The sequence below is a fragment of the Agromyces sp. NPDC060279 genome, from assembly GCF_042726785.1.
Taxonomy (GTDB): domain Bacteria; phylum Actinomycetota; class Actinomycetes; order Actinomycetales; family Microbacteriaceae; genus Agromyces.
On record NZ_JBHXBK010000007.1, the window covers coordinates 128,228 to 147,513 of the forward strand.

The window sequence follows — 19,286 nt, forward strand, 5'->3', positions numbered from 1 at the left end:
GACCCGCGCTCGGGTGACGAACCCGCGGCTACTCGCCCGGTGCGGCGGGCTCCGCCTCGTCGGCGGCCGCCGCGGTGAGCCGCAGCGATTCGATGAGCTGCGCCGCGTGGTTCGTGGAGACGATGAGCCGGGCGAACTCGCCGCCGGACAGCTCGAGCACGACCGCCTGGCGCTTGCCCTTGACGATGACGAAGTCGCTGCCGCCGTGGTACTTCCACACGCCGACCGCGACGACGAGCGGGACCTCGGTGCCCCGGCGGCGGATGCCCCGGATCCAGATCCACGGGTCGTCGGTGATGATGGCCGAGCGGATGTCCCCCTGCTGCACGACGATGTCGTCGCCGCGCAGGGCGAGCGACTTCTCGGTCGGGGTGAGCTGCACCTCGACGCGGTCGCTGTGCACGCGGAGCTTCGCCATGCCCTCCATCCTGCCCGATCACCCCTGACAATTCAGGAACAATCCGGCGCGGACGCGTCCGGTTCCCGTCAGGGCGGGGCGCGGCGGCGCGCTGCGCCAGCGCGTTCCTGAGTTGTGTGGGTCAGGCGGGGCGGGCTCAGGCGGGGCGGGCGGATGCCGCGGCGCGCGCCGCGGCCGGCAGCGCGTCGAGAATGCGGCCGATCGCCGCCTCGTCGTGCGCGGCGGTGACGAACCACGCCTCGAAGACGCTCGGCGGCAGCGAGACCCCGGCGTCGAGCATGGCGTGGAAGAACGGGGCGTAGCGCCACGCCTCCTGCCGCTGCACGGTCGCGTAGTCGTGGGCGCCGCCCGCGAGCTCCGCGCCGAAGACGAAGCTGAACAGGTTGCCCGCGCGCTGCACGGCGTGCGCCACGCCCTCGGCGGCGAGCGCCTCGGACACGGCAGCCGAGATCGTCGCGGCCGTGGCGTCGAGCCGCCCGTACACCTCGGCGTCGGCGGCGCGGAGCGTCGCGATGCCCGCGGCGACGGCGACCGGGTTCCCGGAGAGGGTGCCCGCCTGGTAGACCGGTCCGAGCGGCGCGAGCTGCTGCATGAGCTCGGCGCGACCGCCGAGGGCGGCCACCGGCATCCCGCCGCCGATGACCTTGCCGAAGGTCATGAGGTCGGGCGTGTACGCGGTGTCGGCCGAGCGCGCCTCAAGGCCCCACCAGCCGGCCTCGGAGACCCGGAAGCCGGTGAGCACCTCGTCGCTGATGACGAGCGCGCCGTGCGCGTGCGCGAGCTCCACGAGCGCCCGGTTGAAGCCGGGTCGCGGCGGCACGACGCCCATGTTCGCGGCGGAGGCCTCGACGATGACGGCGGCGATGCGCTCGCCGTGCTCGGCGAAGACCGCGGCGAGCGCGTCGAGGTCGTTGTACGGCACGACGAGGGTGAGCGCGGCGATGTCGGCGGGCACGCCCGCGGAGCCGGGCAGCGCGAAGGTCGCGAGGCCGGAGCCGGCCTCGGCGAGCAGGCCGTCGGAGTGGCCGTGGTAGTGGCCGGCGAACTTCACCAGCACGTCGCGGCCGGTCGCCCCGCGGGCGAGGCGGATGGCGCTCATGGTGGCCTCGGTGCCGGTGGACACGAGTCGCAGCTGCTCGACGGGGGCGACGCGGGCCTCGACGAGTTCGGCGAGCTCGGTCTCGGCGGGGGTCGAGGAGCCGAAGGAGAGGCCGCGGGCGGCGGCCGCCTGCACCGCCTCGACGACGCGCGGGTCGGCGTGGCCGAGGATGGCGGGGCCCCAGCCGGCGACGAGGTCGACGTAGTCGCGGCCCTCGGCGTCGGTGACGTACGGCCCGCGGGCGGAGACGAGGAAGCGGGGCGTGCCGCCGACGGAGCGGAAGGCGCGCACGGGCGAGTTCACCCCGCCGGGGATCGCGGCCTGCGCGCGCGCGAACAGCTCGGCATTGGTCCCCTGAGCCCCGCTGGTCCCCTGAGCTCGTCGAAGGGCTTCGTTGGTCCCCTGAGCTCGTCGAAGGGCGCTCATGCCTCGTCCCCGTTCCGGATCCAGGTGGCGAGCTCGCTCGCCCAGTACGTGAGCACGGCGTCGGCGCCCGCGCGGCGGATGGAGCGCACGGACTCGACGATCGCGCGGCGGCGGTCGATCCAGCCGTGCATGGCGGCGGCCTCGATCATCGCGTACTCGCCGGACACCTGGTACGCCCAGACCGGCACCTCCGACACGGCGGCGACGTCGGCGAGCACGTCGAGGTAGCCGCCCGCGGGCTTCACCATGACGACGTCGGCCCCCTCCTCGATGTCGATGGTCGCCTCGCGCAGGCCCTCGCGGCGGTTGCCGGGGTCGAGCTGGTAGCTGCGCCGGTCGCCCTCGAGCGTCGACTCGACGGCGTCGCGGAAGGGCCCGTAGAACGCCGAGGCGTATTTCGCGGAGTAGGCGAGGATCGCGGTGTCGGCGAAGCCGGCCGCGTCGAGGGCGTGCCGCACGGCGGCGACCTGGCCGTCCATCATGCCGGAGAGGCCGAGCAGCTGGGAGCCGGAGGCGGCCTGCACGAGCGCCATCTCGCGGTAGCGGTCGAGGGTGGCGTCGTTGTCGACGGCGCCGGAGGGGTCGAGCACGCCGCAGTGGCCGTGGTCGGTGAATTCGTCGAGGCAGAGGTCGGTCTGCACGACGAGCGCGTCGCCGGCCTCTTCGCGCACGATGCGGGTCGCGACGTTCAGGATGCCGTCGGCGTCGGTCGCGCCCGAGCCGATCGCGTCGCGGGTCTCGGGGACGCCGAACAGCATGACGCCGCCGATGCCGGCCTCGGCCGCCTCGGCGACGGCGCCCTTGACGCTCTCGAGCGAGTGCTGCACGACGCCGGGCATGGAGACGATCGGCACGGCCTCGGACACGCCCTCGCGGACGAAGATCGGCAGCACGAGGTCGGCGGGGTGCAGCCGGGTCTCGGAGACGAGGCGGCGGAGCGCGGGACTCTGCCGCAGACGACGGGGGCGGATGGCTGGCGCGGAGCTCACCCGTCAAGCCTACGCGGGCCCGGCTGGACGTCGCCTGGCCCCGGGTTCCCGTCCTCGCGATCGGACTGCGCCGACGGCTGAAGCCCGGTCGGGCCGACTACCGTTCTTTGAAGTAGCGGAACAGGTGCCGCTCTCGCACCGTCGCCATGCCGCAGGCGGTCCCCGCGAACGCGGCGACCGCTCCGCAGTAGAGGATCCTGAGGCCCAGGACGAGCACGGGCATGCTGAGTCCATCGGGCGCGGCGCTCGCGGCAAGCGTGCTCACGGTGAGTGCGACCAGACTCGCGGGAACGATCCAGAAGGCCGCTTCAAGAAGGAGTATGCCCGTCAACGCCCCTCGCCGGACACCGCTGTGCAGAGCGGAGGCGAGCTCGAGCCGGCGCAGCCGCACCGACAGCCAGCCGACGGCGAACCCGAGGATCCCCGCCAGCAGTGCCGAGAGGCCAGTCAGGCGAGCGGCGAACCGGCTCGGCCCGTCGAACGCGTCCCCCATACGGGCGTTCAGCCTGCTCAATTGCGGCGGCTCCCCAGACTCCGCCGCGGAGGGCTGGACCGCTGTCAGCAGCAGGTTGTCGAGGCCGTCGAGCGGAGGCCACGCGTCGACCCAGCATTCGTCGAACGCCCGCTCGTCGCTCGACGGCTCGAGGGCTGCGAACGAATAGCCGATTCGCCTCCCGTCGACTGGGTAGGCATACGTCTCAGCGACGATCGCACCGCCCTGGAGCGAATCGACCGAATCCCCGGGCCCGACCCCGAGCGCGGTCGCCGCGTCTTCGCCGAGGGTGAGACCAGCGATGGTCGGATCATGACGAGCGAGCAGCGGTGGGAATCCCGGGCTCACCTCGTACAACGGGATCGGCGAATCCGGCAGAGTGAGTGCGATCAGCTTCTCGTCCGCCTCTCGGATTGCCCCGGCGGCTCGCACCCCATCGACGTCGGCGAGCTGCTCGCAGAGGGATCCGGAGATCTGGCCTTCGGCGGTGACGATCACTACTGAAGCGCCGGAATCGCGGTACCGCTCCGAGTCCTCGAGGATCGCCAGGACAGTCGTGCCCTCTGCTGCGCACAGGCCCGAGATGAGCGCGGCGGACACGCCGAAGAGCAGCCCCACGCGAGTGGTTCCCGAGCGGAGGTTGCGGAACGCTTCACGGACAAGAGCTGAAAGCCTCATGCCGGCGCCGTCCTCCCCGCCTCGCTGGTTTCGGGGGCGAACTGACCGAGGTCGATGTGGTCGGTGCACGCCTCACGCGTCTGCGCGTCGTGGGTCGCCACCACGACGATGCTGTGCTCCTGGGCTGTCGCAGCGAGCACCGCGTTCACCGTTGCTCCGCTCAGGCGGTCCAACTGCGCGGTCGGTTCATCGATGAGGAAGAGATCGGGCTTCGCGGCGACTCCGCGAGCCAGCATCAGTCGCTGCGCCTCGCCGCCGGAGAGCTCCCTGAATCGCCGGTCGGCCAGATGCTCGAGCCGGAACCGGCTGAGCAGCCCACGTGCGATCTCGTCGGCTTCGGGCGGCGTGCACCCTTGTGCGAGGAGGGGGAGAGCGACGTGGTCGAGCGCACGCCGTTTCGGCACGCCGTGGGGGTTCTGGAAGACCCACGTCACCCGGTCGATGGAGTCTCGTTCGACGGCCCCTTCGGCCGGGCGGATCCAGTCGGCGAGAATCCCGAGCAGGGTGCTCTTCCCCGATCCGGACGGACCGGTCAGCGCGTACACATGTCCGGGTTCAAGGGTCACGGAGACGGATCGGAAGAGCCACGGGTCCGAAGCGAAGCGATGCCCCACCGCATCGACGGTCAGTCGCACGTGACGTCGTTCCCTGGCCGGATGTCGACCTCGCCGGGGAGCTCGCCGTCGCTCGCCCGGATCAGTGTCTGGCCAAGCTTCGAGCCGAGAATCTCCACCGCGACCGCGCCGTGATCGGCCGTCACGATGCACCCCGTTCCTGGTCCGACGTTCACAAGCGCCGACGGGGGCACCGACGCAGCTTCGACGGGTTCGACCAACGCCATCGTCACCTTCAGGCTCGACGCGCCGTCGGCGAGCGCTTCCCGGTACGCGGGCGTCTCGACGATCCGCGCCAGGACCTCAGGATCACGAACTCGGCTGTCCTCGTCCAGAGGGAACGACTCGCCCGAGACGCTGATTTCGCGTGCTCCCGGGAGGAGTTCCTGACCACGAAGGTCCACATCGGCGCCGCGAAGTCCGCCCGCAACCGTCGCGACTTCGGTGCCGGCTGCGACCGCCTGGCCGAGGGCTGCGGAGCACTTGGAGACCGGGGCCCCCTCGTACGGAATCCAAAGCAACGCCGCCCGCTGAACCGTGGTCGTCGACGGATCCGGCTGGCCCGTGGCACGAGCGAGCTTCACCAGCGCCGCAATCGTTCGCGGCCCTGCGGTCCCGTCGGCGGTCAGGTCGCCCCCGCGGCCGTTGAGGAAGTCTTGTACGCCTTGGACGTCGGCGCCCGTATCGCCCGGCGAGATATCACGCCACAGCGGCGTCGGTGTCGCGATGGTGAGAAGCGGCATCCCGTCGATCGACAACGAGGTGGAAGCGGAGTCGAGCGCGCCGTTCGGCGTGCACCGGAATGCGGTGACGACCCCATCGACGGGGGAGGTGATCTGCACCGGCGCGTTGAACGTCAGTTGCAGCTCGACTGGCCGCTCATCGGCGAACGGCACTGTCGCCACCGGCACGGTCTTGACGGCCGTAGGATCCGCCAGGGCGGGCGGCGTGGCCGGGGCCAGATAGAGCGCAGCGCCGAACGCCCCCAGTGCCAGGGCGCTGACGGTGCAGACGACACCGAGGCCGACCGATGATGAAACCCGCATCCCTGGCCTACTCGCCGCTCAAGTACTGCACGGGGCTGAGTCTCACGGGCCCACCGACGCGCCGAGCGGGTCACTCTCGCACGCGGCGACGTCCTTCTCGCTCGTCGGCGACTCGATGATCGGATAACTGTGGTTCGGCACGTCCTGCTCCCATTGCTCGACCGTGTAGTCCGGCGACACCAGCCCCTTCTCGATGAGACACGCCACCTGCAGTTCGCCCGGATTCACATTCTGCGGATTCTGAGCGATCGAGCTGTATAGGGAGCTGATCTGCCGTTCTCCGGTCTGCTCTGAACACTCGTTCAGCAAGGCATCCGCGTCCTCGTAGGTCATGTGGTCAGGGAAGTTGAAGCCGTGCGAGAAGTCGTCGTTGAACCCGCCGAACTCGATTCCCGCGGCTTCGAGGCACTCGCCGTAGCGCTGTTCCATCTCGGCGAACTCCAGCTCGGTGATCTCACCGTCCTCGAGCGCATCTCGAGCATCCTGCGAGGTGGCTTCCTCATACGCGGACGCGAATTCGGCAGCCCACGGACCCTCGAAGTCAGGGGCCTCGACCGCCTCGTCGCCTGCTGGGATACCTCCGGTGCAACCTGACAGCGCTATCGAAAGCAGCGCGGCCACCACCCCGAGCCCAGCTATTTTCATCGAGGCTCCCTCCCCGGTTGTCGCGCCATGCCGCGACCACGAACCTCACCGAACACTTGACAGGCAAGTTACAGGATACCAAGACTAGCCGATACGTACCCGATGATGCGTAGGTAAACCACACACGACGGGAGTGAACATGACCAAGATGTCGAAGATCGCGGCTGGCCTGATGACGGTCGCCGCGGGTGCCGCACTGGTTCTGAGTAGCGCGACTGCGGCGCATGCGCTGACCTCGGTGTCGGCCGAGGGCGGGACTTTCGAGTACGGCGTAGAGAAGTTCGGCGGGAACACCTGGATCGTGAAGTCGCACTACTTCCACAAATCAAAGAAGCACCGCACAACCGCCTGCAGCGCATATACGAATTGTCTTCGTTCTGTCGATGTAAGCGGTGGCTACTGGTCCAAGGTTGGCAAGGTGTTCGGCGGCGAGTCCGGCGCGAAGGCCTACTACTACGTCTACTAGTCCATCCCGCGGGGACGACGCCCGAGCCGCGCGAAGCGGCGGGCGACCCACGCGACGACGGCCTCGAGCGGTCCGCGCCGGTCGAGGAGGGCGAGCACGAGCCCGATGAGCAGCGCGCCCGCGACGTGCAGCAGCCACAGTTGGAGGCTCGACACCTGCCAGGGGATGCCGTCGTCCCACGGCTCGAGCGAGGCGAGGGCGTCGACGAGCCCGGCGGCCAGCACGTGCGCCGTGTAGACGGTGAGCGGGGCGCCGCCCGCGGCCCCGAGCGGGGCGAGCACGCGGCGCATCCGGGGTCCGAGGCTCGCGCCGAGCGCGAGGCAGAGCCCGAGCGCGAGGAGCGAGGTGCCGCAGGTGATCGCGAGGTCGAAGCTCGTGCCCGTGTGCGGCGCGGGCGAGGCGAGCCACCAGAGGCTGCCGCCGGGCGGTCCGCCGTACTGCTCGGCGAGGAACTGCTCGGCGACGCCGGCCGCACCGAGCTCCGGCCGGGCTTCGGCGAGACGCTCGAGGCCGCCGAACACCACCGCGAGCAGCCAGCTGAGCGAGACGGCGACGGCGGCGAGGCCGGCCCCGATCACCGCGAGTCGGATGCCGAGGGCGCGGAGCCGGGCGGGTTCCGCCACGACGGCGAGCACGGCACGCCCCACCACGAGCCCGACCATCGTGTAGACGAGCCAGGTGCCGACCGGGTACACGCCGGTGACGAGGAGGCCCCGCACGAGTCGCAGCGGGTCCTCGAGGTCGAGCCAGCTCGCGCTGCCGACTTCGAACGGCACGACGAGCTCGGCCCGGGCGAGCTGCAGCAGCGGCGGCCAGACGAGCGCCCAGCCCACGGCGATGGGCAGCAGCACCCGGCTCGGCACGCGCAGGAACGGGATCATCGCCCAGAACGTCAGCGCGTAGTAGGCGAGGATGACGAGGATGCTCCCCGGGAACAGGCCGAGGGTCAGCCCGATCACGAGCAGAGCGAGCCCGCGGCCGAACACCGCCCAGCGTGCCGACGCCACCCGGCCCCCCGCGATGGCTCGGCGGGTGGACAGCGCGATGCCGACGCCGGCGAGCACGGCGAAGAGCGCGGCCGCCTTGCCCTGCAGCGCGGCGGAGAGGGCGGGCGTGCCGCCGTCGGCCTGCCACGTCCAGAGGTGGGTCGCCATCATGCCGGCGAGCGCGAGGAAGCGCGCGTAGTCGATGCCGACGATGCGGGCCGCGCGCGTGCCGCGGGAGCCGTCGTCGACGGTGCGCTCGCCTGGCCCGCTCGAAGTCATGAGCCGAGACTACGGGCAGCGGCAGCCCTTGTGTCGCCGACCGCTCGCGCGGCCGTTACGCCCGCGCGAGCGCGGCGTTCACGACCGCGTCGATGAGCGACTCGGCGCTGCGCTCGACGGCGACGACGTCGACCCGCAGACCGAGCTTCGCGGCATCCCGCTGCGTCTGCGGGCCGATGGCCGCGACGAGCGTCTGCTCGGGGATCGGCCCGAGCTGCTGCTGCACCTGCTCGGCGACGCTGCCCGAGGTCACGAGCACGGCGCTGACGTTGCCGGCGCGGACGTCGTCGACGACCTTCTCCGCGATGGGCACCCCGACGGTGCGGTACGCGACGACCGCCTCGACGTGGTGGCCGATGCGCTGCAGGCCGACGGAGAGCACCTGCTTCGCGATCGCCGAGCGGAGGGCGAGCACGCGCAGGCCCTTCTGCCCCTCGGTCGCGGCCTCCCACTCCTCGAGCAGGCCACGGGCTGAGTTCTCCTCGGAGGGGACGATGTCGACGTGGTACCCGGCGGCGGTGAGCGCCGCGGCGGTGGTCTCGCCGACCGCCGCGACCTTCGTCGACGCCGGGATGGTGGCGCCGTAGGTGGAGAGCACGTCGACCGTGGTCGCGCTCGTGAGCGTGACCCAGTCGAACTCCCCGCGGCCGAGCTTCTCGAGCGCGGACTCCAGGGCGGCCTGGTCGTCGGCCGGGGCGAAGTTGATCATGGGGGCGATGACCGGGGTGGCCCCGCGCGAGCGGAGCGCCGCGGCGACCGCGTCGCCCCAGGGCCCGCCGCGCGGCACGAGCACGCGCCAGCCGGCGAGTGGTTTGCCGTCGCCCGAGACGGACACGTTGATCGTGCCCGTCATCGGTTCGAATTCGCTCACCGCGGCTCCTCGAGTGCTGCCAGGTCTGCGGCACCGTTGCCGAGGAGTTCGGCGACGACGCGCTCGGCGACGTCGCCGGCCGCCTCGGCCAGGTCGGCGGTCGAGCGGCTTTCGGGGGTCGCAGCGTGAGAACTCGTCAGCTTGCGCGCCCCGTCGGCACTGTACACGGTGGCCGTGAGGAAGAGAAGTTCGTCCTCGATGAAGGCGTTCGCGGCGATCGGCGCGGAGCAGCCGGCCTCGAGCCCGGCGAGCACGAGCCGCTCGGCGAGCACGGTGGCCCGGGTTGAGCGGTGGTCGACGCCCTCGAGCGCGCGCTCCAGCACCCGCTCGCCGCGCTCGCGGCGGACCTCGACGGCGAGGGCGCCCTGGCCGGGCGCGGTGGGCCAGTCGGAGAGCTCGAGCAGCTCGGTCGCCGCCTCGAGCCGGCCCAGCCGGCCGAGCCCCGCGGCGGCCAGCACGACGGCGTCGAGCTCGCCGCTCGCCACCTTGCCGAGCCGGGTGTCGACGTTGCCGCGCAGGTCGACGACCTCGAGGTCGGGGCGCACCGAGCGCAGCTGCGCGATGCGGCGCGGCGAGCCGGTGCCGACGCGGGCGCCCTCGGGCAGCTCGGCGAGGGTGAGGCCGTCGCGGGCGCAGAGCGCGTCGCGTGGATCGGCGCGCTTGGGCACCGCGCCGAGACGCAGCCCCTCGTGCTCGGACGTCGGCAGGTCCTTCAGGGAGTGCACGACGACGTCGCAGTCGCCGGCGAGCAGCGACTCGCGCAGGGCAGCGGCGAAGACGCCCTCGCCGCCGATCTCGCTGAGCGAGGCACGCGAGGTGTCGCCGTGCGTGGTGACCTCGACGAGCTCGATCTCGGCGCCGCCGGCGGCCTTCGCGATGCGCTCGGCGATCCAGCGGGTCTGGGCCACGGCCAGGGCGCTGCCCCGGGTGCCGACACGGATGACCTCGGTCACGGCGCGATCCCGGCGAGTGCGGGGCGGAAGCCGAGGCGGACGTTCTCACAGCAGCCCGGGCGGCACACGTCGTACCAGGGGCCGAGCTCGGTCATCGCCGGGCGCTCCTCGGTCGGCGTGCCGTTGACGCGCTCGAGCACGAGGTCGACGAGGCCCGCGACGTAGGCGGGGTGCGTGCCCGGCGTCGGCACGCGGACCGCCTCGAGCCCGTGCTCCTCGCAGCTCTCGAGCGCCTCGTTGTCGAGGTCCCAGAGCACCTCCATGTGGTCGCTCACGAAGCCGAGCGGCACGATGACGACGGCCTTGCGGCCCGTGCCGGGCAGTTCGGCGATGGCGTCGTTGATGTCGGGCTCGAGCCACGGCATCGACGGGGGGCCGGAGCGGGACTGGTAGACGAGCTGCCAGGGCACGTCACTGGCGCCGGCCTCGCGCATGACGACCTCCGCCACGGCCCGGTGCTGGGCCGCGTAGGCGCCGCCCTCGCCGAAGCCGCGCTCGGCCGGGCCGGACTTGGCCGCGTCGGTGGACGGGATCGAGTGGGTCGCGAAGAGCACCTCGACGCCGCTCGTGCGGTCGAGGTCGGCCACCCGGCGCTCGAGCTCGGCGAGGCCGTCGCGCACGCCCTCGATGAACGGCTGCACGAAGCCGGGGTGGTCGAAGAACTGGCGCACCTTGTCGATCTGGATGGTCTCGCCGAGGCCGGTGTCGGCGAGCGCGTCGGCGAAGTCCTCGCGGTACTGGCGGCAGCTGGAATACGAGCTGTACGCGCTCGTGGCGATCGCGATGAGCTTGGTGAAGCCGCGCTCGTTCGCCTCGTTCAACGCGTCGTTGAGGTAGGGGTCCCAGTTGCGGTTGCCCCAGATCACGGGCAGCTCGACGCCACGTCGGGCGAGTTCCGCCTCGAGGGCGGCCTTCAGCTCGCGGTTCTGCTGGTTGATGGGGCTGATGCCGTCGAAGTGGCGGTAGTGGTGCGCGACCTCTTCGAGGCGCTCGTCGGGGATGCCTCGGCCGCTCGTGACGTTCCGCAGGAAGGGGATGACGTCGTCCTGCCCCTCGGGCCCGCCGAAGCCGGCCAGCAGGATCGCGTCGTACGCGACGGGCTCGGTGACGTGCTCGGGGCCCGACTGGGCCGGCTCGGTCGCGCCGGGCACGCACGCACCCGAGGCGCAGTACGCCTCGGCGGCGGGGGCCGGCTTGCGGCCGCGGGCGGCCTCGCGCTCGGGCGCTGCGGCTCCCGTCGAGCCCAGGTTCGTCGCGGCCATTACTGCAGCACCTCCACGAGCTCGGCGGTCGAGATGCGTCGACCGGTGTAGAACGGGACCTCTTCGCGCACGTGCATGCGGGCGTCGGTGGCGCGCAGCTCGCGCATGAGGTCGACGAGCTCGGTGAGCTCGTCGGACTCGATCGGCAGCAGCCACTCGTAGTCGCCGAGGGCGAAGGCGCTCACGGTGTTCGCGATCGCGCCGCGGAACGAGGCACCCTTGCGGCCGTGCTCGGCGAGCATGCGGGAGCGCTCGGCGGGGTCGAGCAGGTACCACTCGTAGCTGCGCACGAAGGGGTAGATCGTCATCCACGCCTTGGGCTCGATGCCGCGCAGGAAGCCGGGCACGTGCGCCTTGTTGAACTCGGCGTCGCGGTGCACGCCCATGGCGTTCCACGTCGGCAGCAGCGCGCGCAGCAGGCGGCTGCGCTTCAGCTCGCGCAGCGCCCACTGCAGACCCTCGGCGGTGGCCCCGTGCAGCCAGATCATGACGTCGGCGTCGGCACGGAGGCCGGAGACGTCGTAGAGCCCGCGCACCGTGACGCCCTCGTTCTCGACGAGCGCGATCACGCCGTCGAGCTCGCTGACGAAGCGCGGCACATCGCGCCCGTCGAGGTCATCGGGGCGCGCGGGGTCCTTTCGGAGCACGGCGAAGAGCGTGTAGCCCTCGGGCGACTGCTCGGGTTCGGACGCGTGACGGAGCTCGTCGGCTGCCCCTTCGGCAGCGGGGGAAGACATACCCCCAGTCTCCCTCTTTCCCCCGGAAGGTCCAAAAGGGAGGCCCTGGCTCCGCCGGACGGCGCGGAATTCCGGGCCGCTCAGTCCTGCCCGGTCGCAGCGAGCGCGTCGAGGAACCGGATGACGACCTCGCGCTCCGCCGGTGCCAGGGCGGCTGCGGCGGCGAAGCGACGGGCGTGCTGGCGGCCGACGGTCTCGCGGGCGTCCTGCCGGGTGTGCTCGGTGACGGCGATCGCGAGGGCGCGGCGGTCGCTCGGATGCGGCGAGCGGGTGACGTGGCCGCCGCGCTCGAGCCGGTCGAGCAGCTTCGTGGTCGAGGCGCTGGAGATGCCGAGGTGCTCGGCGAGCGCGCCGGGCGTCACGACGATGCCCTGGTTGCGTGCGGCGATGAGGAAGCGGATGGCCCGCATGTCGGTCTGGTTGAGCTGCATGTAGCGGCGGGAGGCCTCGCTCATGCGTTCGGCGGCGGCGTGCCAGCCGCGCAGGGCCTGCATGACGCGGACCACCTGGTCGACCTCCTCGTCGGCGAGGCCGCTGCGGTCGACGAGCTCCTCGTCGCGGTCGACGATGCGCGGGTCGTGCATCGCCGACTCCACGCGCCGGCTGCGCTCACGCTCATCTGCCATATCGAGATTCTAGCCAGGCAAGAGGATTCTTGCTAAGCTACTCATTAGCCAGGCGAGATATTCGCCGAGGCGAGGGGTTCGACCGGGCACCTCGCCACCGGAGTGGTCGAAGGAGCCGACATGACCGACCTCAGCATCACGCCGATCCAGGCGCCAGGGGCCCCCGTCGAGCAGGTCGTGCTCCTCGACGAGGCCGGCAACCAGATCGGCACCGCCCCCAAGTCGAGCGTGCACGGCGCCGACACGGCCCTCCATCTCGCCTTCTCCTGCCACGTCTTCGACGACGACGGCCGGCTCCTCGTGACCCGGCGCGCGCTCGGCAAGGTCGCGTGGCCCGGGGTGTGGACGAACTCCTTCTGCGGGCACCCGGCCCCGGCCGAGCCACTGCCGCACGCGGTGCGCCGGCGGGCCGAGTTCGAGCTCGGTCTCGAGCTCCGCGACGTCGAGCCGGTGCTGCCGTTCTTCCGCTACCGGGCGACGGATGCCTCGGGCATCGTCGAGCACGAGATCTGCCCGGTCTACACCGCACGCACGAGCTCGGTGCCGACGCCGCATCCCGACGAGGTCCTCGACCTCGCCTGGGTCGAGCCGGCCGAGCTGGCCACCGCGGTCCGCGCCGCGCCCTGGGCGTTCAGCCCCTGGCTGGTGCTGCAGGCCCAGCTCCTCCCCTTCCTCGGCGGCCACGCCGACGCCCGCCTGCGCACGGAAGCGCTCGTCTCGTGAGCCTCGTGGCGACCGTGGCGACCCCGCCGAGGCAGGCCGAGGTCGAGCGCTACCTGGGCGGCTTCTTCGACGACGCGATCGTGCGCGCCGACGCGCACGCCGCCGACTACCGGCGGCTCTGGGCGGCGGCGCGGGATGCCGCGAGCGGGGGCAAGCGCATCCGCCCCCGGCTCGTGCTGGGCGCCTACGACGCGCTCGCGCCCGTCGCCGAGCCGGCCGACGCCGGTCCGGCGTGCGCCGCCGAGGCCGTGGCCCTCGCCGCCGCCTTCGAGCTGCTGCACACCGCCTTCCTCGTCCACGACGACGTGATCGACCGCGACCTGGTGCGCCGGGGTGAGCCCAACGTCGCCGGCCGCTTCGCGCTCGACGCCGCACTGCGCGGACTCGAGCGGGAGCGGGCGGACGCCTACGGCCAGGCCTCGGCGATCCTCGCGGGCGACCTGCTGATCGCGGCGGCGCACTCCGTCGTGGCCGGCCTCGACGTGCCGGCCGAGCGCCGGCGCGCCATCCTCGCCGTGCTCGACGAGTGCGTCTTCGCCGCTGCGGCGGGCGAGCACGCCGACGTGCGGCACGCCGCCGGGGTACGGCCCGGGGAGGCGGACATCCTCGCGATGATCGAGGACAAGACGGCCTGCTACTCCTTCAGCGCGCCGCTCCGGGCGGGGGCGCTGCTCGCCGGCGCCCCGCGCGCGACAGTCGAGCGGCTCGGCGAGATCGGCCGTCGACTCGGCGTCGCCTTCCAGCTGCAGGACGACGTGCTCGGCGTCTACGGCGACGAGCGCGTGACCGGCAAGACCGCACTCGGGGACCTCCGCGAGGGCAAGGAGACGCTGCTCATCGCCTACGCCCGCGGGCACGCGGCGTGGGTCGCGGCCTCCAGCGCGTTCGGCAGGCCCGACCTCGACGAGGCGGGCGCCCGCCCGCTGCGCGCGGCGATCGAGGCGAGCGGCGCCCGCGCCCGCGTCGAGTCGCGCATCGCCGAGGAGGCGGCCGCGGCGCGCACCGCGATCGCCTCGGCGAACCTGCCCGCCGCGCTCGAGGCCGAGCTCCTCGGCCTCGCCGCCGAAGCCACCAGGAGGTCCAGGTGAGCACCCGCACCGCCCAGCGCACCGCTGCGCCGCCCGCCCCGGCCACCGGCCTCGCCCTCTACGACCGCACCGCGGCCGAGGGCTCCGCCCGGGTCATCCGGGCGTACTCGACCTCCTTCGGCCTCGCCAGCCGCCTCTGCTCGCCCGCCGTGCGGGAGCACCTCGCCGAGGTCTACGCCCTGGTGCGCATCGCCGACGAGCTCGTCGACGGCCCGGCCGAGGAGGCCGGCCTGCCGTGCGAGCGCCGCCGCGAGCTGCTCGACGCGCTCGAGGCCGAGACGGAGGCCGCCTTCGAGAGCGGCTACAGCGCCAACCTCGTCGTGCACGCCTTCGCCCGGGCGGCGCGCCGCAGCGGCTTCGGGCAGGAGCTCACCCGACCGTTCTTCGCGTCGATGCGACGCGATCTCGAGCCCATCGCGTTCACCGAGGAGCGCGAGCTCGACGAGTACGTCTACGGCTCGGCCGAGGTCGTGGGCCTGATGTGCCTGCGCGGCTTCGCGCTCGGCCTCGCCCCCGACGCCGCGCGCGACGCCCGCTGGGAGCGCGGTGCGCGGGCGCTGGGCTCGGCGTTCCAGCGAGTCAACTTCCTGCGCGACCTCGGAGAGGATGCCTCGCTGCGCGGCCGCCGCTACTTCCCGGGCGTCGACCCGGCGCACTTCTCGGAGGCCCAGCAGCTGCGCCTGCTCGACGGCATCGATGCGGAACTCGCCGAGGCGGCCGCCGTGATCGCCGAGCTGCCGCGCGGCTGCCGCGTCGCCGTCGCCGCCGCCCACGGGCTGTTCGGTGAGCTCTCCGCCCGGCTCCGCCGTACGCCCGCGGCCGAGCTCGTCACCCGGCGGGTCCGGGTGCCCGCGCCGCGAAAGCTCGCCATCGTCGCCCGCGTGATCGCCCGCGGAGGCCGGCCGTGAGCCGCGCGGTCGTCATCGGCGGCGGCATCGCCGGACTCGCCACCGCGGCGCTGCTCGCCCGCGACGGCCACGAGGTGCGGCTCTTCGAGGCCCGCGACGAGCTCGGCGGCCGGGCCGGGCGCTGGCGGGCGAACGGCTTCCTGTTCGACACCGGGCCGAGCTGGTACCTCATGCCCGAGGTGTTCGAGCACTTCTACCGGCTGATGGGCACGACCGCCGCGGACGAGCTCGACCTCGTGCGCCTCGACCCCGGCTACCGGGTGTACTTCGAGGGCTACGCGGAGCCGGTCGACGTGCGGGCCGAGCGCGAGGCATCCATCGCCCTCTTCGAGTCGATCGAACCGGGCGCCGGCGCCGCGCTCGCCCGGCACCTGGACTCCGCCGACGAGACGTACCGGCTCGCGATGACGCACTTCCTCTACACCGACTTCGCCCGCCCGGGGGCGCTGCTCGCCGCGCCCGTCCGGCGGCGCCTCGGCCGGCTCGCGAAGCTGCTGCTCGAACCGCTCGACCGCATGGTGGGGCGCTCCTTCGACGACGTGCGGCTGCGGCAGATCCTCGGCTACCCGGCGGTGTTCCTCGGCACCTCGCCCGAGCGGGCACCGAGCATGTACCACCTGATGAGCCGCTTCGACCTCGCCGACGGGGTCTTCTACCCGATGGGCGGCTTCGGCGAGATCATCGCGAGCGTCGCCCGACTGGCGCGCCGGGCCGGTGCAGAGCTCGTCACCGGCGCGCGCGTGCTCGGCATCGAGACGGCCGGGGGGCGCACCACGGGCGTGCGGGTGCAGCACCACGGCCCGGCCGGCGGGCCGGGCACCGGCACCGAGGAGTTCGTGGAGGCCGAGCTCGTCGTCTCCGCCGCAGACCTGCACCACACGGATGCCGAGCTGCTCCCGCCCCGAGCGCGGACGCGGAGCGAGGCATCCTGGTCGCGCCGCGACCCCGGCCCCGGTGCGGTGCTCGTCATGCTCGGCGTGCACGGACGGCTGCCCGAGCTCGCCCATCACACGCTGTGCTTCACGGCGGACTGGCGCACGAACTTCCAGCGGGTGTTCGGCTCGCGCCCGGCGATCCCCGACCCGGCGTCGTTCTACGTGTGCCGGCCGAGCGCGACGGATCCGAGCGTGGCGCCGCCCGGCTGCGAGAACCTCTTCCTCCTCGTGCCGGTGCCAGCCGATCCCGCGATCGGCGCCGGCGGCGTCGACGGCCGGGGCGACCGTGCGGTCGAGGAGACGGCCGACCGGGCGATCGCGACCCTCGCCGAGTGGGCCGGCATCCCGGACCTCGCCGAGCGGATCCTCGTGCGCCGCACGATCGGGCCCGCGGACTTCGAGGACTGGTTCCACTCCTGGCGCGGCTCGGCGCTCGGCCCGGGGCACACCCTGCGGCAGAGCGCCATGTTCCGCGGCCGCACGGTGTCGCCGAGCGTCGAGGGGCTGTACTTCGCGGGGGCGACGACGATCCCGGGCATCGGCCTGCCGATGTGCCTGATCAGCGCCGAGCTCGTCGCGAAGGCCGTCCGTGGCGAGGACGCCCCCGGCCCGCTCCCGGAGCCGAGCGAGGAGCTGCACCCAGACCCGCTGCACGCCGACCCGCTCGACCGGGAGCGCACCGGATGAGCTTCCTCCACCTGGGGCTGCTGCTCGCCTCGATCGCCTGCGTCGCGCTCGTCGACGCGCGCTACCGGCTGTTCTTCTGGCGGGCGCCGCTGCGGGCGACCGTCGTGGTCGCCGTCGGCGTCGCGATGCTGCTCGCCTGGGACCTGTGGGGCATCTCGCTCGGCATCTTCTTCCGCGAACCGAACGCCTATTCGACGGGCCTGCTGCTCGCGCCGCACCTGCCGATCGAGGAGCCCGTGTTCCTCGTCTTCCTCTGCCAGCTCGCGATGGTCGGCTACACGGGCCTGCTGCGCCTGCGCGCACACCGATCCGTGCATCCCGCCGCCGGGCCCGCCGACTCCGCCGACTCCGCCGACTCCGCCGCCGAGGAGGCCCGCCGATGAGCTACGCCGTGCTGTGCCTGCCGTTCCTCGCCGTCTCGGCGGTGCTCGCCGCGATCGCGTGGCGCCGGGCGCCCGCCGGCCATGCGGCCGCGCTCGCGCTCACGGCGGGCGGCCTCGTGCTGCTCACCGCCGTGTTCGATTCGCTGATGATCGCCGCGGGCCTGTTCGACTACGCCGACGCCCCCCTGCTCGGCCCGCGGCTCGGGCTCGCCCCGATCGAGGACTTCGCCTACCCGATCGCCGCGCTCCTGCTCTGCTCCGCGCTGTGGACGCTGCTCGGTCGGGCGGATGCCTCGGCGCCCCGCGACCGGCCCGCCCGCGCACCCCGGGGAGGCCGCCGATGAGCGCCGTCGGCGCCGAGACATCCGGCCAGCGCCTGCTCCCCGCGCTCTTCACCGCGTCGCGCCCGCTCAGCTGGATCAACACGGCGTTCCCGTTCGCGGCCGCGTACCTGCTGACCGTGCGGGAGATCGACGTCGCCCTCGTCGTCGGCACGGTCTTCTTCCTCGTGCCCTACAACCTCGCGATGTACGGCATCAACGACGTCTTCGACTTCGAGTCCGACGCGAGGAATCCGCGCAAGGGCGGCGTCGAGGGCGCCCTGCTGCCGCGCGCCCGGCATCGCGCCGTGCTCATCGCCGCGGTCGCCCTCGCTCTGCCGTTCGTCGTGTGGCTCGTGCTGCTCGGCGGTCCGTGGTCGTGGGCCTGGCTGGCGCTCAGCCTGTTCGCCGTGGTGGCGTACTCGGCGCCCGGCCTCAGGTTCAAGGAGATCCCGGGCCTCGACTCCCTCACCTCGAGCACGCACTTCGTCTCGCCCGCCTGCTACGGGCTCGCCCTCGCCGGGGCGACCGTGACCCCGCAGCTCGTGCTGCTGCTGCTCGCGTTCTTCGTGTGGGGCGTCGCGAGCCACGCCTTCGGCGCGGTGCAGGACGTCGTGCCCGACCGCGAGGCCGGCATCGGCTCGATCGCGACCGCGCTGGGTGCCCGCCGCACCACCCGGCTGGCGATCGGGTTCTGGCTGCTGGCGGGGGTGCTGATGCTCGGCACCTCGTGGCCGGGGCCGCTCGCCGCCGTGCTCGCCGTGCCGTACCTCGTCGCGGCGTGGCCGTACCGCTCGGTGAGCGACGCGGAGTCGGCGCGCGCGAACGGCGGCTGGCGCTGGTTCCTCGCGATCAACTACGGCGTCGGCTTCGCGGCGACGATGCTGCTGATCTGGTACGCGCTGCTCACGGCCTGAGCCGTCCGCTCCGCGTCGGGGCCGTCACTCCCGTCGAGGCCGTCACTCCCCGTCGAGCGGCGGCGAGCCCAGCAGGAGCCCGGTCGAGTGGGCGATGTGCCGCCGCATCGCCTCGACGCCCTCAGCCTGCACCTCGGCGAGCAGTTCGCGGTGCTTGACGACGAGTTCGGCGAGGCTGTAGTGCCGCCGGATGTGCAGCAGGAAGAGCCGCAGCTCGGCCCCGAGCGCGGCGTGCGCCTCGACGATCCTGGGGCTGCCGCTCGCGGCGACGATCGCCCGGTGCACCTCGAGGTGCAGCCGCTCGGCCTCGAGCCAGGCCGGCGTCGTCTCGCGCTCCCCCGGCGGACGCAGCGCCTCCTCGGTGACGGCGAGCCGGGCGAGCTCGTCGAGGGCGAGCATCGCCGGGGCGAGCGCCGCCTCGGGCCAGTGCGCACCGAACCGGTCGCCCGCGATGCGCACGGCTTCGACCTCGAGCGCCTCGCGCAGCTGCTGCAGCGCGAGCACCTGCGCATGGTCGAACTCGGTGACCCGCACCCCGCGGTAGGGCGCCGACTCGGCGAGCCGCTCGGCCACGAGCCGCTGGAACGCCGCGCGCACCGTGTGCCGCGACACCCCGAAGCGTTCGGCCGCCTGCTCCTCGCGGAGCGGAGCCCCCGAGGGCAGCGCGCCGCTCAGGATCTCGTCGCGGAGCGCATCGGCCATCCGCTCGACGGCGGTGGGCGCCGGCATGACGCCGC

General features: G+C 73.0%; 22 protein-coding genes. 8 read left to right on the top strand and 14 right to left on the bottom strand.

Features of this window, described 5'->3' with window-relative positions; all coding sequences use genetic code 11:
- Positions 1 to 28: 28 nt before the first annotated feature.
- The 7 genes from ACFWE1_RS16120 to ACFWE1_RS16150 form a co-directional block, all read right to left on the bottom strand.
- On the bottom strand, positions 29 to 418 hold the full coding sequence (locus tag ACFWE1_RS16120) for a hypothetical protein (protein ID WP_376934420.1): 390 nt from the start codon (positions 416 to 418) through the stop codon (positions 29 to 31).
- A 136-nt stretch (positions 419 to 554) separates the two neighbouring features.
- Positions 555 to 1,820: a glutamate-1-semialdehyde 2,1-aminomutase gene (locus ACFWE1_RS16125; RefSeq protein ID WP_376934421.1), complete on the bottom strand. Its 1,266-nt coding sequence runs from the start codon at positions 1,818 to 1,820 to the stop codon at positions 555 to 557.
- A gap of 119 nt (positions 1,821 to 1,939) precedes the next feature.
- Positions 1,940 to 2,932, bottom strand: coding sequence for a porphobilinogen synthase (gene hemB, locus ACFWE1_RS16130; protein WP_376934422.1), 993 nt, complete (start codon positions 2,930 to 2,932; stop codon positions 1,940 to 1,942).
- Between the two features lie 97 nt (positions 2,933 to 3,029).
- Complete coding sequence (locus ACFWE1_RS16135) at positions 3,030 to 4,043, bottom strand: FtsX-like permease family protein (RefSeq protein ID WP_376934423.1); 1,014 nt, start codon at positions 4,041 to 4,043, stop codon at positions 3,030 to 3,032.
- Between the two features lie 56 nt (positions 4,044 to 4,099).
- Positions 4,100 to 4,738, bottom strand: a complete 639-nt coding sequence (locus tag ACFWE1_RS16140) for an ATP-binding cassette domain-containing protein (RefSeq protein WP_376934424.1) — start codon at positions 4,736 to 4,738, stop codon at positions 4,100 to 4,102.
- Complete coding sequence (locus ACFWE1_RS16145; RefSeq protein WP_376934425.1) at positions 4,729 to 5,763, bottom strand: peptidoglycan-binding protein; 1,035 nt, start codon at positions 5,761 to 5,763, stop codon at positions 4,729 to 4,731. Before ACFWE1_RS16145 ends, ACFWE1_RS16140 begins: the two co-directional genes overlap by 10 nt.
- Positions 5,764 to 5,805: 42 nt before the next feature.
- The gene (locus tag ACFWE1_RS16150) at positions 5,806 to 6,384 is read right to left on the bottom strand and encodes a hypothetical protein (protein WP_376934426.1); all 579 of its coding nucleotides are present in this window, start codon (positions 6,382 to 6,384) and stop codon (positions 5,806 to 5,808) included.
- A gap of 163 nt (positions 6,385 to 6,547) precedes the next feature.
- On the opposite strand from ACFWE1_RS16150, the gene ACFWE1_RS16155 reads away from it, so the two are divergent.
- Positions 6,548 to 6,874, top strand: a complete 327-nt coding sequence (locus ACFWE1_RS16155; protein WP_376934427.1) for a lactococcin 972 family bacteriocin — start codon at positions 6,548 to 6,550, stop codon at positions 6,872 to 6,874.
- On the opposite strand, the gene ACFWE1_RS16160 is transcribed toward ACFWE1_RS16155, so the two are convergent.
- The 6 genes from ACFWE1_RS16160 to ACFWE1_RS16185 all read right to left on the bottom strand — a co-directional run bounded on the left by ACFWE1_RS16160 (position 6,871) and on the right by ACFWE1_RS16185 (position 12,588).
- Positions 6,871 to 8,139 (bottom strand): hypothetical protein, encoded by a 1,269-nt coding sequence (locus ACFWE1_RS16160; protein WP_376934428.1) that lies wholly within the window; start codon positions 8,137 to 8,139, stop codon positions 6,871 to 6,873. The two genes, ACFWE1_RS16155 and ACFWE1_RS16160, sit on opposite strands and share 4 nt — an antisense overlap.
- A gap of 55 nt (positions 8,140 to 8,194) precedes the next feature.
- Positions 8,195 to 8,992 (bottom strand): uroporphyrinogen-III synthase, encoded by a 798-nt coding sequence (locus ACFWE1_RS16165; protein WP_376934457.1) that lies wholly within the window; start codon positions 8,990 to 8,992, stop codon positions 8,195 to 8,197.
- A gap of 14 nt (positions 8,993 to 9,006) precedes the next feature.
- On the bottom strand, positions 9,007 to 9,963 hold the full coding sequence (hemC, locus tag ACFWE1_RS16170; protein ID WP_376934429.1) for a hydroxymethylbilane synthase: 957 nt from the start codon (positions 9,961 to 9,963) through the stop codon (positions 9,007 to 9,009).
- Positions 9,960 to 11,225: a ferrochelatase gene (locus tag ACFWE1_RS16175; protein ID WP_376934430.1), complete on the bottom strand. Its 1,266-nt coding sequence runs from the start codon at positions 11,223 to 11,225 to the stop codon at positions 9,960 to 9,962. Before ACFWE1_RS16175 ends, hemC begins: the two co-directional genes overlap by 4 nt.
- A complete protein-coding gene (gene hemQ, locus ACFWE1_RS16180) occupies positions 11,225 to 11,962 on the bottom strand; it encodes a hydrogen peroxide-dependent heme synthase (protein WP_376934431.1) in 738 nt (245 codons plus the stop codon). The genes ACFWE1_RS16175 and hemQ overlap by 1 nt, the downstream gene beginning before the upstream one ends.
- 80 nt (positions 11,963 to 12,042) lie before the next feature.
- Entirely contained in the window at positions 12,043 to 12,588 is a 546-nt protein-coding gene (locus tag ACFWE1_RS16185; RefSeq protein ID WP_376934432.1) for a MarR family winged helix-turn-helix transcriptional regulator, read from the bottom strand.
- 120 nt (positions 12,589 to 12,708) lie between these two features.
- Between ACFWE1_RS16185 and idi the strand changes: the two genes are divergently transcribed.
- The 7 genes from idi to ACFWE1_RS16220 are packed head-to-tail and all read left to right on the top strand — an operon-like array spanning position 12,709 to position 18,549.
- Positions 12,709 to 13,311, top strand: coding sequence for an isopentenyl-diphosphate Delta-isomerase (idi, locus tag ACFWE1_RS16190; RefSeq protein WP_376934433.1), 603 nt, complete (start codon positions 12,709 to 12,711; stop codon positions 13,309 to 13,311).
- The gene (locus ACFWE1_RS16195; RefSeq protein WP_376934434.1) at positions 13,308 to 14,399 is read left to right on the top strand and encodes a polyprenyl synthetase family protein; all 1,092 of its coding nucleotides are present in this window, start codon (positions 13,308 to 13,310) and stop codon (positions 14,397 to 14,399) included. The genes idi and ACFWE1_RS16195 overlap by 4 nt, the downstream gene beginning before the upstream one ends.
- On the top strand, positions 14,396 to 15,307 hold the full coding sequence (locus ACFWE1_RS16200; protein WP_376934435.1) for a phytoene/squalene synthase family protein: 912 nt from the start codon (positions 14,396 to 14,398) through the stop codon (positions 15,305 to 15,307). Before ACFWE1_RS16195 ends, ACFWE1_RS16200 begins: the two co-directional genes overlap by 4 nt.
- Positions 15,304 to 16,929, top strand: a complete 1,626-nt coding sequence (locus ACFWE1_RS16205) for a phytoene desaturase (protein WP_376934436.1) — start codon at positions 15,304 to 15,306, stop codon at positions 16,927 to 16,929. The genes ACFWE1_RS16200 and ACFWE1_RS16205 overlap by 4 nt, the downstream gene beginning before the upstream one ends.
- The gene (locus tag ACFWE1_RS16210) at positions 16,926 to 17,312 is read left to right on the top strand and encodes a lycopene cyclase domain-containing protein (protein WP_376934437.1); all 387 of its coding nucleotides are present in this window, start codon (positions 16,926 to 16,928) and stop codon (positions 17,310 to 17,312) included. Before ACFWE1_RS16205 ends, ACFWE1_RS16210 begins: the two co-directional genes overlap by 4 nt.
- Positions 17,309 to 17,656 carry a lycopene cyclase domain-containing protein gene (locus ACFWE1_RS16215; protein ID WP_376934438.1) on the top strand — a complete coding sequence of 116 codons (348 nt, stop codon included), beginning with the start codon at positions 17,309 to 17,311 and terminating at the stop codon, positions 17,654 to 17,656. The genes ACFWE1_RS16210 and ACFWE1_RS16215 overlap by 4 nt, the downstream gene beginning before the upstream one ends.
- Positions 17,653 to 18,549 carry a prenyltransferase gene (locus ACFWE1_RS16220; RefSeq protein WP_376934439.1) on the top strand — a complete coding sequence of 299 codons (897 nt, stop codon included), beginning with the start codon at positions 17,653 to 17,655 and terminating at the stop codon, positions 18,547 to 18,549. The genes ACFWE1_RS16215 and ACFWE1_RS16220 overlap by 4 nt, the downstream gene beginning before the upstream one ends.
- Positions 18,550 to 18,591: 42 nt before the next feature.
- On the opposite strand, the gene ACFWE1_RS16225 is transcribed toward ACFWE1_RS16220, so the two are convergent.
- Positions 18,592 to 19,278 (bottom strand): GntR family transcriptional regulator, encoded by a 687-nt coding sequence (locus tag ACFWE1_RS16225; RefSeq protein WP_376934440.1) that lies wholly within the window; start codon positions 19,276 to 19,278, stop codon positions 18,592 to 18,594.
- Between the last annotated feature and the right edge of the window lie 8 nt (positions 19,279 to 19,286).